Annotated in this window: 11 protein-coding genes; 4 read left to right on the forward strand and 7 right to left on the reverse strand. The window is 63.5% G+C overall.

Translation table 11 applies throughout. The features are described 5' to 3' along the window. Positions 1-110 precede the first annotated feature (110 nt). Positions 111-1,238 (forward strand): DNA polymerase III subunit beta, encoded by a 1,128-nt coding sequence (gene dnaN, locus A9995_RS10755; RefSeq protein ID WP_067612816.1) that lies wholly within the window; start codon positions 111-113, stop codon positions 1,236-1,238. A gap of 126 nt (positions 1,239-1,364) precedes the next feature. On the opposite strand, the gene A9995_RS10760 is transcribed toward dnaN, so the two are convergent. From A9995_RS10760 to A9995_RS10780, 5 genes are all read right to left on the reverse strand, one after another. Continuing rightward, positions 1,365-2,378, reverse strand: coding sequence for an NAD(P)-dependent alcohol dehydrogenase (locus A9995_RS10760; protein ID WP_067612819.1), 1,014 nt, complete (start codon positions 2,376-2,378; stop codon positions 1,365-1,367). After that, entirely contained in the window at positions 2,375-4,126 is a 1,752-nt protein-coding gene (locus A9995_RS10765; protein WP_067612821.1) for an amidohydrolase family protein, read from the reverse strand. The genes A9995_RS10760 and A9995_RS10765 overlap by 4 nt, the downstream gene beginning before the upstream one ends. A 75-nt stretch (positions 4,127-4,201) precedes the next feature. Then, positions 4,202-5,593 carry an MFS transporter gene (locus A9995_RS10770; RefSeq protein ID WP_233998178.1) on the reverse strand — a complete coding sequence of 464 codons (1,392 nt, stop codon included), beginning with the start codon at positions 5,591-5,593 and terminating at the stop codon, positions 4,202-4,204. Positions 5,594-5,768: 175 nt separating this feature from the next. Then, positions 5,769-6,629 (reverse strand): alpha/beta fold hydrolase, encoded by an 861-nt coding sequence (locus A9995_RS10775; protein WP_369815838.1) that lies wholly within the window; start codon positions 6,627-6,629, stop codon positions 5,769-5,771. 43 nt (positions 6,630-6,672) lie between these two features. Beyond that, positions 6,673-7,980: an FAD-dependent oxidoreductase gene (locus tag A9995_RS10780; RefSeq protein WP_067613275.1), complete on the reverse strand. Its 1,308-nt coding sequence runs from the start codon at positions 7,978-7,980 to the stop codon at positions 6,673-6,675. A 167-nt stretch (positions 7,981-8,147) separates the two neighbouring features. Between A9995_RS10780 and A9995_RS10785 the strand changes: the two genes are divergently transcribed. From A9995_RS10785 to lepA, 3 genes are all read left to right on the forward strand, one after another. Beyond that, positions 8,148-10,382, forward strand: coding sequence for a bifunctional diguanylate cyclase/phosphodiesterase (locus tag A9995_RS10785; RefSeq protein ID WP_233998179.1), 2,235 nt, complete (start codon positions 8,148-8,150; stop codon positions 10,380-10,382). 130 nt (positions 10,383-10,512) lie between these two features. After that, positions 10,513-12,729, forward strand: a complete 2,217-nt coding sequence (locus tag A9995_RS10790; protein ID WP_067612828.1) for a bifunctional diguanylate cyclase/phosphodiesterase — start codon at positions 10,513-10,515, stop codon at positions 12,727-12,729. Positions 12,730-12,785: 56 nt separating this feature from the next. Next, positions 12,786-14,621 (forward strand): translation elongation factor 4, encoded by a 1,836-nt coding sequence (gene lepA, locus A9995_RS10795; RefSeq protein WP_067612830.1) that lies wholly within the window; start codon positions 12,786-12,788, stop codon positions 14,619-14,621. Positions 14,622-14,648: 27 nt separating this feature from the next. Here the strand turns inward: lepA and A9995_RS16710 are convergent, their stop codons facing one another. Together A9995_RS16710 and A9995_RS10800 are read right to left on the reverse strand one after the other, a co-directional pair. Continuing rightward, positions 14,649-15,653: a hypothetical protein gene (locus A9995_RS16710; RefSeq protein ID WP_145916912.1), complete on the reverse strand. Its 1,005-nt coding sequence runs from the start codon at positions 15,651-15,653 to the stop codon at positions 14,649-14,651. Then, positions 15,650-16,201, reverse strand: a complete 552-nt coding sequence (locus A9995_RS10800) for a hypothetical protein (protein ID WP_168157389.1) — start codon at positions 16,199-16,201, stop codon at positions 15,650-15,652. Before A9995_RS10800 ends, A9995_RS16710 begins: the two co-directional genes overlap by 4 nt. Between the last annotated feature and the right edge of the window lie 142 nt (positions 16,202-16,343).

Genomic DNA, 16,343 nt, shown 5'->3' on the forward strand with positions numbered 1-16,343 from the left:
TGAACCTTGCCCGGTGTGGCAGCCCCGCTAAGGTCCCCCTGACATATTCCGGCGCTGGTGGGGCGATTCCGGCCTGTCCTGCGCCCTTCAGAGGGACGATAGTCGATACCATGAAGGCCACCATCGAACGCGCGACGCTGCTGCGCTGCCTCTCCCACGTCCAGTCGGTCGTGGAGCGGCGCAACACCATCCCGATCCTCTCCAACGTACTGATCGAAGCGGGCACCGACAGCTCGCTCAAGGTCATGGCGACCGATCTCGATCTGCAGGTGGTCGAGCACATGGCCGCCGCCAGCGTCGACGAGCCCGGCGCGATCACCGTTTCGGCGCACCTCCTGTTCGACATCGCCCGCAAGCTTCCCGAAGGCAGCCAGGTCAGCCTCGAAACCGCGGAAAACCGCATGGACGTCAAGGCCGGGCGTAGCCGCTTCAAGCTGCCGACGCTGCCGCGCGACGATTTCCCGATGATCGTCGAGGGTGACCTCCCGACCAGCTTTGCGCTGCCCGCCAAGACGCTGGCCGAGCTGATCGACCGCACCCGGTTCGCGATCTCGACCGAGGAAACGCGCTACTATCTTAACGGCATCTTCCTCCACGTCTCCGACGAGGATCAGCCGGTGCTCAAAGCCGCCGCCACCGACGGCCACCGGCTCGCGCGTTTCACGCTGCCGCGCCCCGAAGGCGCCGAGGGCATGCCCGACGTCATCGTCCCGCGCAAAGCGGTCGCCGAACTGCGTAAGCTGCTCGAGGAAGCGATGGACAGCGACGTCCGGATCGATCTCTCCGCCAGCAAGATCCGCTTCACCTTCGGCGGCACCGGCGGCGTGGTGCTGACCAGCAAGCTGATCGACGGCACCTTCCCCGACTACAGCCGGGTGATCCCGACCGGCAACGACAAGCTGCTCAGGGTCGACCCGCGCAGCTTCTTCCAGGGCGTCGACCGCGTCGCGACCATCGCCACCGAGAAGACCCGCGCGGTCAAGATGGGGCTGGAGAAGGACAAGGTCACGCTCACCGTGACCAGCCCCGACAATGGCACAGCGGCCGAGGAACTGTCGGCGGAATATTCCTCCGAGCCGTTCGAGATCGGTTTCAACGCCAGCTATCTGAAAGATATCCTGAGCCAGATCGACAGCGATACGGTGGAACTCCACCTCGCCGATGCCGGCGCACCGACGCTGATCCGCAAGAGCGAGGACGCGCCTGCGCTCTACGTGCTGATGCCGATGCGGGTCTGAACCCGGGCCCGGCGAGGCTGGGCTTCGCCTCAGATTACCATGGTGCGAATTTCGGCTGCCCGACCATGATGGCCGGGCAGCCGATATCGATTGCAACCGGATTCAAAGCCGATTGCAGGCGGTTTGCTATCCGATTTCCACCGCGATCTTGCCGAAGTGCTTGTTGGCCGCCTGGTGGCGGAAGGCCTCGGCGAGGTCCTGCAGGGCAAAGGTGTCGCTAATTATCGGACGGATGCCATTGGCCTCGATCGCGGCAATCAGGTCCTGCTGCATCGCCCGGCTGCCAACCGTCAGGCCCTGAACCTTGAGGTTCTTCGAGAACAGCAGCGCGGTCTGGACCGGTCCGGCCATTCCGGCCAATACCCCGATCAGCGCCACATGCCCGCCGATCCGTGTCGCCAGCATCGACTGGTCGAGCGTGCCGGCCCCGCCGATCTCGACGACGCAATCGACCCCGCGCCCACCGGTCAGTTCCAGCGCCTTGGGTCCCCAGGCCTCGACTTCCTTGTAGTTGATCAGATGGTCGGCGCCGAGTTCCCGGACCCGTTCGAGCTTGGCATCCGAAGAACTGGTGGCGATCACCGTCGCCCCCGCCGCCTTGGCCAGTTGCAGCGCGAAGATCGAGACCCCGCCGGTCCCCTGTACCAGCACCGTATCGCCCGGCTTGAGCGAATAATCGACGAACAGCGCGCGCCACGCGGTCACCGCGGCGCAGGTCAGCGTCGCCGCCTCGGCATGCGAGAAACCGGCGGGCGCGCGGGTGAAGCCGGAGGTTGGCGCGGTCACGCTCTCGCGGGCGTAGCCGTCGATCCCGTCGCCCGGCACGCGGGTGAAGGCGGATCGCAGCGGGGCGCCGTCGAGCCAGTCGGGGAAGAAGGTGCTGACGACGCTGTCGCCGACCGAAAACTCGGTCACGCCGTCGCCCACCGCGGTCACCTCGCCGGCGCCATCGGACATCGGGATGCGGCCCTGCGGGGTCGGGATCATGCCCTTCACCACCGCATAATCGTGATAATTCAGCGAGCTGGCCTTGATCGCCACGGTGATCTCGCCGGGGCCGGGGGCAGGGGCCTCGTCGATATCGACATATTCGAGCGCATCGAGGGTCGATGGCGCCGCGCCGGTGCGGATGGCTTTCATTCTGCGGCCTCCGCCAGCTCGACGCGTTGCGGACCGCGGATCAATCCACCGGGCGCGGCACCGGTCCATTCGCCCTCGCGGAAGGTGACCGCGCCGTTCTTGATGGTGGCCACATAGCCCTCGGCTTTCTGGAGCAATCGCTTGCCGCCCGCGGGCAGGTCGAAGGCGAGCCAGGGTTTGCCCAGCTTCAACCGTTCGAAATCGATGATGTTGAGATCGGCGAGGTAACCCGGCGCGATGATGCCCCGGTCGTCCAGCCCATAGAGCCGCGCGGTGTCGGCGCATTGCCGCTTGATCGCGTTCTCGAGTCCGATGGTCCCGCGCGTGCGATCGCGCACCCAGTGCTGGAGCATGAAGGTGGGCGAGGCGGCATCGCAGATCGTCCCGCAATGCGCGCCGCCATCGGACAGCGAATTGACCGTGTCATCGTCTTGCTGGAGCGTCTCGAGGAAATCGAGATTGCCATCGGCGTAGTTGAGGATCGGCAGGTAGATGAAGCCCTTGCCATCGTCGCTGCACAGCAGGTCGTAGGCGTATTCCTCGCCCGATTTGCCTGCCGCTTGTGCGTGCGCAGCCACGCTTTCGTCGGGCTGGGGTTCGTAATCGAAATCCGGGTCCATCCGGTACTGCATCGCCCAGCCACCGCAGACCACCATCACCAGCGGCAGGATGTCCTGGTTGACCTGCGAGAGGTCGTTCTGCTCGGCCAGTAGCCGGGCCTTGAACTCGGGGTCTAGCAGCTTTGCGCGCTGTTCTTCCCACGGCAGTTCCTCGATCGCCTGGAAGCTGGGGCGGAAGCGGAAGGGGTGGACCGTGCCCTGCCACGCCATCACGATGCCATTGCCGCGCAAGGCGATCTGCGCGACGATATTCGCGCCGTTGTCGTTCTCGGCGCGCATCGCGGCGATCTGTTCGTCGAGCGGCATTTCCTTGGCGATCGATTGTAGCGCGGCGAAGGTGACGGGGAGGCCGGTTTCGCGGCTCATCTTCCCCATCCAGCCGAATTCGTCCCATTCGCGCTTCATGTCGCTGGCCATCTCGAACACGCCGTGGCCTGCGCGGCCCATCGCACGGCCGATCTCGATCAGTTCCTCCGCCGTGGCGGTGGTGCCGGGAACGACCTCGCCATCGATATCGCGATGGATAACCGTGCGGCTGGTCGAAAAGCCCAGCGCTCCGGCGCGAACGCCTTCCTCGACGATCTGCGCCATCTGCGCGATGTCGTCCGCCGTGGGGACCGCGCCGGGCCGCTCGCGCTCGCCCAGCACATAGGCGCGCACCGCGCCGTGCGGGACGTGGGTGGCGACATCGACGGTCCGGGGGAGTTCTTCCAGCGCGTCGAGATATTCGGGGAAGCTCTCCCACTTCCAGGTCATTCCTTCGGCCAGGGCGGTGCCGGGGATGTCCTCGACGCCTTCCATCAGCCCGATCAGCCATTCATGCTGGTCGGGACGCGCGGGTGCAAAGCCGACCCCGCAATTGCCCATCACCACGGTGGTGACGCCGTGCCAGCTCGAGGGTGCCATTTCCTGGTCCCAGGTCGCCTGGCCATCGTAATGGGTGTGGATATCGACGAAACCGGGCGTGACCAGATGGCCTGCGGCATCGATCTCCTCGGCGGCGTCGCCGGTGACCGTGCCGACCTGCGCGATCAGGCCGTCCCTGATGGCGATGTCTCCGGTAAAGCGGTTGTCCCCGGTACCATCGACGATGGTGCCGTTGCGAATGATCAGGTCGAATGCGGGCATATTGTGCTCCTCTCTCCGCAGAGGAAGGTTCCACATTGCAACCGATGTGTCCAGACGCTTGTCGCGCGAGGCAGGCTAGGCCGTGCGAATGCCACGCTCGGGCATGCGCACGAACAGGAGCGTCGTCAGCCCGATCAGGAACAGGATGACGATCGAGGCCATGCCAATCCGCTGGTCGGTGAACCACAGCGTGAAATACTGGACCAGCAGCGGCCCCATCCACACGGTGATCGTGCCGGCGATGGCGTAGAGCCCGAAAAACTCGCCGCTGCGCCCCGGCGGTGCCAAGGTGACCAGCATCGACCGGCTCGAAGAGAGGCTCGCGGTGGCGGCTATTGCGACCACGCTGATGAGCGAGAGATAGACGATGTCGGACAGCGTCTGGAACGCCAGACCGTCCCACACGGTGTAGTTCTCGATCAGACCGAAGCCGAGGCTGTCGCGGGTGATGCTCAACTGCGCGGTCATGGCGATCATCATCGCGACGATCTCGACTACCAGTGCGCGCTTCACCCCGATCCTGGTGTCGAGCCAGCCGCCGAACAGCCCGCCGGCAAAGGCGCAGGCCGAGGCAAAGATCGCGTAGCAGAGCATCTCGAGGAAGCCCCAGCCCAAGAACAGCGCGACATAGACCGCACCCAGCGCCAGCAAGGCCGCCATCGCATCGGCATAGAACATCCGCGCCACCAGGAACTTCATCAGCTCGCGATATTTGGCCGCTTCGCGAAGCGTGCGCAGCACGCTCCTGGCGCCTTCGACCAGCGCCTTGCGCCAGCTGGCACCGGGCACGCCGGGGTCCTTGGCGTGGCGGAAGAAGTAGATCGAGAAGCCCAGCAGCCAGACGCCGCAGATCGGTCCGGCGAGGCGGATATGCTCGAACTCGCCGATATCGATCCCGAACAGCGGCGCGGCGAAGGGCCAGCCGGTCAGCGCGGGGAGGACGAACAGCAGCACCAGTGCGATAAAGATGAGCGTTGCGGCGAGATTGCCGAGCCCGAGGCCGAGCCCCGAAATCATCGACAGCCGGTCGGGTCGCCCCGAGACGCTGAGCATCGCGTTATGCGTGACCTCGGAATAGGTGAAGGCGACATAGGCGATCACCAGCAACGCCATGATCCCCGGGATCGGCAGGCCCTGTCCGCCGGGCATGGCGAACCACAGCAGGCTCGAACTCACCGCAATCGTCGTCAGCGCGACCGCGAGGACCGGCTTGAGCCGCCCGCCGCGGTCGAGTGCCGCGCCCAGGAATGGTGCGGTCAGCGCGGCGATGATGCCAGCCCATTTGGTGACCGAAGCGATCGTGGCCTGTCCTTGCGCATTGGCGATGGCCAGAGCGGTGTCGGGGTCGAGATCGGAAAGCGCGCCGCTGGCGAGCAGATCGGCGCCGATGATGTCGCGCGCGAAATAGGGTGCGAAGACATAGATGACGATGAGGATGTAGTATGGGTTGCGCGCCCATTCGAACACAGCCCAGGCGAACCCGCTCCGGTCGAGCGCGCCGCCTTCGCCGAGGGCGGCGCGGGAGCTTGCTTCAGTGGTGGGAGGGAATTGACTCGATATCGGCCTGATAAGCGGATCCGGTTGCGCTGACTCCATCGAACTCCCAACAGTAGTGGCCGACGTTGAACCGCCGTACCATGTGTTATGCCGCGCGTTTCAGCTCCGCCTCGGTGTCCGGGGCGTCGAGGAACTCACGCAGGCAGGCTACGCTTTCATCGCCATGCGTCAACAGGAACAGGTGCCCGCCGTCTTCGAATATCTCCAGTCGCGAATTGGGGATCGCGGCAGCGAGGATACTGCCGTTGATCGGGGGGACGAGGGTGTCTTCCGCGCCCATCATGATCAGCACCTCCTTGTCGAGGAAGGGCAGCGCCGGCAGGCTGCTCCAGCCCATCATGGCGAGCAGTTGATAGCCGAAGCCAAGCGGAGAAGGCGGAGTGAGCTTGCCGAGATGTTCGGCCTTGCTGCCCGCGCGCTTCGCCATCCCGCCGTAGAGCGACATGAAAAGCTCGTTCAGGAATTCCGGGTCGCTGTAGCGGCTCGGATCGATCATCTTGGCCATCGCTGTGGGATCGCCCGGTATCATCAGCATCCCCGCCGTGGTCGCCACCAGGACGACACGGCGGGTGCGCCCGGGATGCTGGAGCGCAAAATGCTGCGCGATCGCACCGCCCCAGCTGATCCCCATCACATCGACCTCGTCGAGGCCGAGCCGGTCGAGGATGCGCGTGGCGGTCCAGCTGATGGTGGAGGGATTGTAGGGCACCGAGGGTTCGGGGCTCTCGCCCGTGCCCGGCATGTCGAACATCACGAAGCCGCGGTCGGTCAGCCGCTCGGCAAGCGGAGCGACCGCCTCGATATTCGCGCCGATACCGTTGAAGAACAGGATCGGCGGGTGATCGGATGGCTCGTCGAGCCGCCAATGCGCCACGCGCAGTGTGCGCCCGCCTGCCTCGATCATTTCGATGGTGGCGGTCATCGCCTTCTTCTTGGATCGGGTCACGCGGTGTTCCTGTCTTGCGGGTTCAGGCGGCCTCATCGACCAATCAGTCGCGCGCGGCAATCATGCTGGCGATATCGACGAATTTCTCGCGCGGTGCGCCTTCGCGGGCGGCAGCGATTTCGGCCTGTTCGATCTTCTGCCAGTCGCTGAAGGTAACCACCTTCAGTCCGCGCGCCTGGGCCAGCTCGTCGAAGCCCTCGCGGCCGCGCTTGTCGGCGCCGTCAGCGATATCCTCGGCGACCAGATCGATCACCGCATAGCCATCGGGCCGGTTGGTGCCGATCGTGCCCGAGGGTCCGCGCTTGGCCCAGCCGACGCAATAAAGGCCGGGCGAGATGCGGCCATGCTCGTTGGCGAAATGGCCTCCGCGCTCGTCGAAAGGCACATCGGGAATGGGCGTGGTGCGATAGCCGATGCAGCTCACCACCAGATCGGCAGGCAGTTCGTAGGTCTCGCCGGTGCCGATCGGGCGCCCTCCCATCACCGCGGTGCGCTCGACCCGCACCGCCTGAACCCGGCCGTCATCACCAAGCAGAGCCTGTGGACTGGCATAGAAATCGAAATGGATGCCGACCGGCTTGCCTGCGTGCTCGCTCTGCGGGATGGCTGCGAAGCTGCGCAGATGGGTGACCGATTTGCGCAGGCCCGGCTCGAGGATGGCATCCTCGTCGATCGGCGGCAGATCGGCCGGGTCCACGCGCGGGCTGGCGCTTTCGAGTTGTGCCAGTTCGCCCAATTCCTTGGGCGTCATCAGGATGTTGTGCGGGCCGCGCCGACCAAGGATCGTGATGGTCTCGATCCCGCTCGTCTTGAGTCGGTCGAGCGCATGCGCGACGATGTCCGAAGCCGAGAATTCGCGCTCGGTCTTGGCAAGGATTCGCGCCACATCGAGCGCAACATTGCCCATGCCGATCACCACTGCGTGCTTGCCCGAGAGATCGGGGTCCAACGCTGCAAATTGCGGATGGCCGTTGTACCAGCCCACGAAACCCGCGCTGCCGAACACATTGCGCAGGTCCTGCCCTTCCAGGCCAAGCGTCCGATCTTCGGGTGCGCCCGTCGCCAGGATCACCGCGTCGTACAGCGCCTGCAATTCACCGACCCCGACCTGGTCGCCGATGGTGACATTTCCGACGAAGCGGACGTGATCGGTCAAGGCGGTTTTCTCGTAGCGGCGCGCCACGCCCTTGATCGACTGGTGATCCGGCGCGACGCCAGTGCGGATCAGGCCGAAGGGCACCGGGAGCCGGTCGAAGATGTCGACCCGGACCGCTTCACCCCAGCGCTTCTGGGCCGCCTCCGCCGTGTAATAGCCGGCGGGTCCGGAACCGATGATCGCAATATGGCGCATGTTCGACCCTCCAGTCGCGAACATGGCGCGCAGGTTCGGCGCTGGCAAGCGCAACGGCGAGTCGGTGTCGGTTATGCATTCGTCAAGAATTGGGCATTAATGCGGTGGCTTAATAACAACGGTTCGCGACCGGCAGCATGCAATTCAGGAGGCCTTGGCAGATGGCCATGGGCGGATTTTTTTCGCGCGTTTCGCGCAATGCAGGAGCGAACGACGGGGCGGGCCCGATGCGGCAGGTCGTCCCCATCGCGAGCGACGATGCTGTGCGTCGGCTCGAACTGCTCGATACCTTCGAAAAGGCGGGGCTCGGCTGGTTCTGGGCGACCGATGCCAATGGCCGGCTGACCTATCTTACCCGCTCCGCCTGCGAAGCGCATGGCTGGGCGCCCGAGGATATCATCGGAACGCCGCTGACCGAGCTTTTCACCACCGATTCCGATGGCGCCGACGAGCGCGAGGGTCGCCCGCTCGCGTTCCTGCTCGGCGCGCGCAACTCGATTTCCGAACTGCCCGTCACGGTCAAGCGCGCGACCGAGACAACTTTTTGGGAGATTGCCGGCAAACCGCAGCACGACGATGCTGGCGAATTCACCGGCTATCGCGGCAGCGCGAAGAATATCACCTCCAGCCGCGAGAAGCAGCGCGACGCCGAGCGCATGGCGCAATTCGACTCGCTGACCGGCCTGTCCAACCGCCGCCGGATGGAGATGCGGCTCGACAAGACGCTCAAGTCCTATCGCAACTCCAAGCAGTGCTGCGCGCTAATGATGCTCGATCTCGACCGGTTCAAGCAGGTCAACGATACCCTCGGGCACCCCGCTGGCGACGAATTGCTCAAGCAGTTCGCGGCGCGGCTGCAGCAGATGGTCGGGCATATGGGCGATATCGGCCGGGTCGGGGGAGACGAGTTCCAGATCATGCTCCCCAATATCGACGACCGCGGGGTGCTCGGAGATCTCAGCGGCCAGCTGATCCAGATGCTGTCGCAGCCCTATTCCATCAACGGTTTGCGCGCGGTCGTGGGCGCGTCGATCGGAGTGGCGATCGCGCCCTATGATGGCCTCGATTCCGAGGAGATCGTCAAGGCCGCCGATCTTGCGCTCTACAGCGCCAAAGGCAGCGGGCGGGGCAAATACCGCTTTTATTCGAGCGATCTGAAGGACGGTGCCAATCACCGTCGCCAAGTCGAGGAGGATCTGCGCGACGCGCTCGCCAAGGATGAGATGGCGATGCATTATCAGCCGATCATCGATGTCGAAACCAACAAGGTGTCGTGCTTCGAGGCGCTGATGCGCTGGGAGCACCCCGATAAAGGCAATATCCCGCCCGCCGAATTCATCCCGGTCGCCGAGGAAATCAACCATATCAAGGCACTTGGCGACTGGGCGCTGGAGCGGGTGTGCCGCGATGCAGCGGCCTGGCCGGTGCCGTTGCGCGTCGCGGTCAACGTCTCGGCGATCCAGTTCGTCCATGACGATTTTTCCGCTATCGTCGACCGGGTGCTCAAATCGACCGGCCTCGCCCCCGACCGGCTGGAGCTGGAAATTACCGAATCGGTGTTTCTGGGCGACACGGGGCGTACCCAGCGGATGTTCGAGGAGCTCAAGGCGATCGGCGTCCGGCTGGCGCTGGATGATTTCGGCACCGGCTATTCGTCGCTCAGCTATCTGCGGACCGCCCCGTTCGACAAGATCAAGATCGACCAGAGCTTCGTGCGCGGGGCGACCGAGTCCGGCAACAACAACCGCGCGATCATGAGCGCGATCGTTGGCTTGGCCGAGGCGCTGGGCATGCAGACCGTGGCCGAGGGGGTCGAGACCAAGGACGAACTCGAACTGGTCAAGAAGCGCGGCGCAAGTCACGTCCAGGGCTATATCTTTTCCGCCGCCATGCCCAATGACGAGGTCGTCGCGCGGCTCGAAAGCAATTCCCTCGAATACGAAGCGCGTGGGCCGGAGAAATATCGCGCGGACCGGCGCACCGTCTTTCGTCGCATCGGCGTTATCATCGAGGATTACCGCTACCGGGCGGTGATGCGCAATCTGTCCAAGACCGGTGCGATGATCGAAGGCCTGGCAGAGGTCCCGCTCGGTACCAATTGCGTGCTCGATCTGGGCGGCGGGCAGCTCGCGGTCGCGACCGTGCGTCGTTCGCGCAAATCGGTTCAGGGGGTCGAGTTCGAAACTCCATTGATCAGCGACGGTGCCGAGGGCTGGTGCACGCGTCATCGCGTTTCGCCTTACGAGATCGAAGCCGCGGGCCGACCGCTTACCGCTCTGCCGCAGGATGCCTACACCATGCTGTTCGGTGAACAGCAGTCGCGCAATTCCCGCGAGCGCAAGTTCGTCGAGGTCGAAGTGGGCCCTCCGCGGGCGATAACGGGCACGCGTCACGCAGCCTGATCGAACAGGCTCCCTTATCGAAAAGCTAACCATTGGCGCTTACTTCCGGGCAGGCTCGCTAAAGGCCTGAAGGCTGGTCCGGAGAGACCCCGCGAGCGTCCGAGTTACATCGCAGGAAGGCTGACGGACCATGGGGGCGATGCCCTTTTCCGAATTGTTCAAGGCACGAAAAAGCACCGTCCCGCCGTCCGCCGAGGCTGCGGCAGACGGCGTGGTCGATCGTGTAGCCGTCGCACTGGTCGATCACGAGAAGCTCGCGCTCGTCGAGCAGCTCGAAGCGAGCGGGGCCAGCCTGTTCTGGTCCACCGATGCACAAGGCCGCATCGCCTATCTCAGCCCCTCAATTCCGGCCCGGTTCGGGCTCGCGGCCGAAGAGCTGGTCGGCGATCCGCTGCAGGCGCATTTCGTCCCTGCCGATGGCGAGGCCGACGGCCGCTCGCTCGGGCTCAAGCTCGCCACGCGCAAATCCTTCGCCAGTCTCACCGTGGGGTCGGCGATGGAGTCGGTCGATCTGGTCCTGCGGCTGTCGGGCCGGCCACATTACGACGCCGATGGAGAATTCCTTGGCTTTCGCGGCACCGGCTTCGACATCACCGAAGAGTTTCGCGGCGAGGAAGAAGCCGCGCGGCTGGCCAAGTTCGACTCGCTGACCGGGCTGGCGAACCGCCACCGGATGGAACAGCGGATCGATTCGACCCTGGCCGCCTTCCGCGCCGCCAAGCGCCAGGCGGCGGTCCTGATGCTCGACCTCGATCGCTTCAAGCAAGTCAACGATACGCTCGGCCATGCGGCGGGCGATCAGCTCCTCCAGCAAGTTGCCGAGCGGCTCCACGCGGTGGTCGCGGGGCGCGGCGAGATCGGTCGGCTGGGGGGCGATGAATTCCAGCTGCTGATCCCCGACATGGACGATCGCGGCGAGCTGGGCGAACTGGCCAAGAAGATCATCGCGATGATCTCGCAGCCCTATTCGGTGGACGAGGGGCGCTGCACCATCGGCTGTTCGGTGGGGATCGCGATCGCCCCCTATGACGGGGTGGAACGCGAAGAGCTGACCCGCGCTGCGGATCTGGCGCTCTACGCCTCGAAGAACGGCGGGCGCGGACAATTCCGCTTCTACGCCGCCGATCTCGAACACGAAGCCAAGCTGCGCAAGCGGATGGAAGCGGATCTGGCGCAGGCGCTCGAGAGCGGGCATTTCTCGCTCGAATACCAGCCGCAGGTCGCGCTCGCGGACAACCGCGTGGTCGGTCTCGAAGCGCAATATTGCTGGCAGGACGAGGAGCGCGGTCGGGTTGGCCCGGAGACCTTCCTCCCCGTCGCCGAGGGCAGCCGGCTGATCGTTCCGATCGGCGAATGGGCGCTGCGCAAGGCCTGCGAGGATGCGCTCGGCTGGCCCGCCAGCCTGCGCGTGGCGGTCAATATCTCCCCGGTCCAGTTCTTCGCCAACGGTTTCGCGGCCATGGTCGCGCAAGTGCTCGAGCAGACCGGACTCGATCCGGCGCGGCTCGAGCTGGAACTGCGCGAAGCGATCCTTCAGGGCGATGCCTGTGCGGTCGACACCACGTTGTCGGCGCTGTTCAAGCTCGGTGTGCGTCTCACGCTCGACGACTTCGGCACCGGCTTTACCTCGCTCGGCTATCTGCGCCGCGCGCCGTTCACGGCGGTCACGATCGGTGCGGGCTTCTTCGAGAGCTCGGTGCGCCACGAGCATGGCGACATGGGCATGGTCGGCGCAATCGTCGCGCTCGCCGGGGCGCTGGGGATGGAAACCCATGCGACCGGGGTCCACGCGCTGGGCCTGCTCGAGGAATTGAAGTCGCTCGGCCTTGCCGGAGCGCAGGGCTTCGTGTTCTCCGAAGCGCTTGCCGCGCCGCAGGTTCTGGAGGAAATCGCCTGCGGCGAATGGCGCCTTGCACCCACCGACAGCGGCAACCAGCGCGCCAGCCGGCGCACCGTCTTCCGCAAGGTCGGGGTAATCCACGAAGACCATTATTACGAGGTCACGCTGCGCAATCTGTCGCGCTCGGGTGCGATGATCCAGGGGCTGTGCGACGTGCCGGTGGGGACGCTGTTCGTGCTCGATTTCGGGCAAGGCCAGCTCGCGGTGTGCACCGTCACCCGGACGATGAACGATACCCAGGGTGTCGAGTTCGAGGAGGTGCTGGTCGACGATGGCGCGGGCGGACTGTGCACACGGTCTCGGGTCAGTCCCTACGAGCTCGCCGCTGCGGGTGCGCCCCTGCAAGCGCTGCCGCCTGGCAAGTCTAGCATCGGCGAAGCACCCCGCAGCTACCCCCAGTTCAAGCTGGCGAGCGAAGCCCCGGCACAACCCCTCCGCACGGACTGATCGCCCCGCCAATCTGTCGCTTGGCGCGGGGTGCCAGCGCGGCTATGCGCGGGGGGATGACTGACCTTTCCAAGATCCGCAATTTTTCCATTATCGCGCATATCGACCATGGCAAGTCCACGCTGGCGGATCGGCTGATCCAGCAGTGCGGCGGGCTCACCCTGCGCGAGATGTCCGAGCAAGTCCTTGATAACATGGACATCGAGCGCGAGCGCGGGATCACCATCAAGGCCCAGACGGTCAATTTGCGCTACACCGCCGAGGATGGCGAGACCTACCACCTCAACCTCATGGACACGCCCGGCCATGTCGACTTCGCCTATGAGGTCTCCCGCTCCCTCGCCGCCTGCGAGGGCGCGCTGCTGGTGGTCGACGCGGCGCAAGGCGTCGAGGCGCAGACGCTCGCCAATGTTTACCAGTCGATCGAGCACGACCACGAGATCGTCCCCGTCATCAACAAGATCGACCTCCCCGCCGCCGACCCCGACAAGGTCCGCGCCGAGATCGAGGACATCATCGGCCTGACCGCCAGCGGCGACTGGCGCGATGGCGGCGCGGTGCTCACCAGCGCCAAGTCCGGGATCGGCATCGTCGATGTCCTCGAGGCGGTGGTCAAGCGCATCCCGGCCCCCAAGGGCGACCGCGACGCCCCGCTCAAGGCCATGCTGGTCGACTCATGGTACGACCCCTATCTCGGCGTGGTCATCCTCGTGCGGGTCATCGACGGCGTGCTCAAGAAGGGTCTCAATGTCCGCTTCATGCAGGGCGGCACGCAGCACCTGATCGACCGCGTCGGCGCCTTCACCCCCAAGCGGGTCGAACTGCCCGAGCTGGGCCCCGGCGAGATCGGCTTCATCACCGCGCAGATCAAGGAGGTCGAGCAGGCCCGCGTCGGCGACACCATCACCACGGTCAAGGGCGGCGCCACCAAGGCGCTGACGGGTTACAAGGAAGTCCAGCCGGTGGTGTTCTGCGGGCTGTTCCCGGTCGACGCCGCCGAGTTCGAGAAGCTGCGCGAGAGCATCGGCAAGCTGCGGCTCAACGACGCCAGCTTCTCCTTCGAGATGGAAAGCTCCGCCGCGCTGGGCTTCGGCTTCCGCTGCGGGTTCCTCGGCCTGCTGCACCTCGAGATCATCCAGGAGCGGCTGACCCGCGAATACGATCTCGACCTCATCACCACCGCGCCATCGGTGGTCTACCGCATCCAGCTCGGCCACACGAAGAACGAGGACGCCAAGGTCATCGAGCTGCACAATCCGGCCGATTACCCCGACCCCAGCCGGATCGAGATGATCGAGGAGCCGTGGATCAAGGCGGTGATCTACACCCCCGACGACTATCTCGGCTCGATCCTGAAACTGTGCCAGGACCGCCGCGGGATCCAGACCGATCTCACCTATGTCGCGGGCCGCGCGCAGGTGAGCTACGAGCTGCCGCTCAACGAGGTGGTGTTCGACTTCTACGACCGCCTCAAAAGCATCAGCCGCGGCTATGCCAGCTTCGACTACGAGCAGATCGGCCTGCGCGAGGGCGACCTCGTCAAGATGAGCATCCTCGTCAACAACGAGCCGGTCGACGCGCTCAGCCTGATCGTCCACCGCGCGGTGGCGGAAGAGCGCGGCCGCGGGATGTGCGAGCGCCTCAAGGACCTGATCCCGCGCCACCTGTTCAAGATCCCGATCCAGGCCGCGATCGGCGGCAAGGTGATCGCCCGCGAAACCATCGCCGCGCTGCGCAAGGACGTGACCGCCAAATGCTACGGCGGCGACATCAGCCGCAAGAAGAAGCTGCTCGACAAGCAGAAGAAGGGCAAGGCCCGGATGCGCGAGTATGGTAATGTGAGCATTCCGCAGGAGGCGTTTATCGCGGCGCTGCGGATGGGGGAGGAGTAGAGGTAAGATGGCCTGCCGAAACTGATTTCAGGTCCAGTCGGTAAACAGGAGCACATCTTCTTTCTGCACCAGCGTTACGTTGTTGCCACCTAGCTGAGTTTTCCAGAATGGCTCACGAAGTGTAGCCGCGCCAGCGCCGAGCCATTCGACGACTCGAATGGGTTTATCAGCAGCACGTTGTGCGATCAGTCTATTCAGGTGGTTATCATTGCCACTGTAACCTAACAACACAACCTCACTGGCTTCGTCAATCGCTAGGCGAAGAAACTCCCAGTACGTTTCTAGTAGTCTTGATGCGCTTATCACACTCGGCTTCTGCATCGCGTGAGTGAGCACCACATGTGTGCCCACGCCTTTTAATCTTGACGTGTCACGACGCAGGGAAGCTTCGCTTAGCTTCCCAAATGTCTCAACTCCTTTGTCACGAAAAAGGGGGCACCCGTGCAAATGCATGTACCACCCACCGAACTCACCTTCGCGAAATAGGTTCGTCCGTGCAAAAGTATCATCGACGAACCCGTCTCTTAGAATTGGAGGGGCGCCATTAAAAAGCTCAGCTTGCCGAAAGCTCCGAACAAGAAGTCCATCATAGTTTAGAGTGGCAACATGTGATTGACTTGTGCGAACGAACTCATTTAGCGGTCCCGCGAAGTGTCCAGGCAACCCACACGACTCCCCCTCATTTAGACCATGAGGATGCTTCGCAACGTACATAGCGCGCGAAACTTCGAAAGCGAACCGTTGCACTGCATTTGGAAAATCCTGACCCTGCTCTGTTAGCCAGTGTTGAGGGCCTTCCGATCTAATTTTCAGGAGTGTTTCGCAAGCTGCCACAATTTCCTGTAGAGTTGCTAACTGGTCTTCCGATGAGGGTTCAGTTAGCCCCGCCGGAAGGCACGCCATCATCAATTCGCGTTGCTCATCCGACAAAAATTGGCCTCGCCAGACCTTGGTCATGACCAGACGGAGGTCGAAAGCCAACGGGGAGATGGACATCCCTAGCCCGTTGCCAAATATGAGAAGCTTTCTCACCGATGGCTTTTCGCTATACTAACTATATTTTTGGCAATTATATCAACTGCTTGGCTAGCGGTGTTGTTTGTGCCAGTATATAATTTCTCATTTACTGCGTCAAATAGGCAGTACTTGTAATTCGGGGCGGTTTTAGCAAACGATTGTTGTAAAATGTAGCAAGCTATGTTCGCCTTCGCCTTGTCCATTGGTGGCTGCTGCGAGCACCAAAAATGAACGACAGAGAGCGTTCCAGAAGCTTCGAATGAAATCAGTGGGGTTGAACGGACTTCCAATTGCCCGTCGGCCAATTGGAGTCGCCCGACCTTCGTGAAGTTTTCCAGGGTCTTCTTGCTTCCAAAACGTTTCTTAAAATTGGTGAAGGCAGCTTTGTTGTAGCTTACCTCGTCAGGGCGGCTGGCGCTTTCTAAAATGTAAGCAATTTCATCAGAAGATTTTTTGGAAGCGAATGCACGAACCGCCATCGCAAAGTTTTTGTAATAGTCGTATCCCGAGCCCTCGCCCTGTAACCTGCGTCCGATTTCTGAAATCTGTTTCGCGGTATCCATCGAGTAGATTTTGAGAAACGCATTCAAATTGAATGTGAGTAAAGGTTTCGACATTCTTGCTTGCCTTCCAATCTTCGCAGTCGATACGTATGGGCTCGTCGACGGCGGTTTATCAATCCCAGAGGGGAAAATGGACAGGTTT

Origin of the sequence: Erythrobacter sp. QSSC1-22B, from assembly GCF_001678665.1 — a bacterium.
GTDB lineage: Bacteria > Pseudomonadota > Alphaproteobacteria > Sphingomonadales > Sphingomonadaceae > Qipengyuania.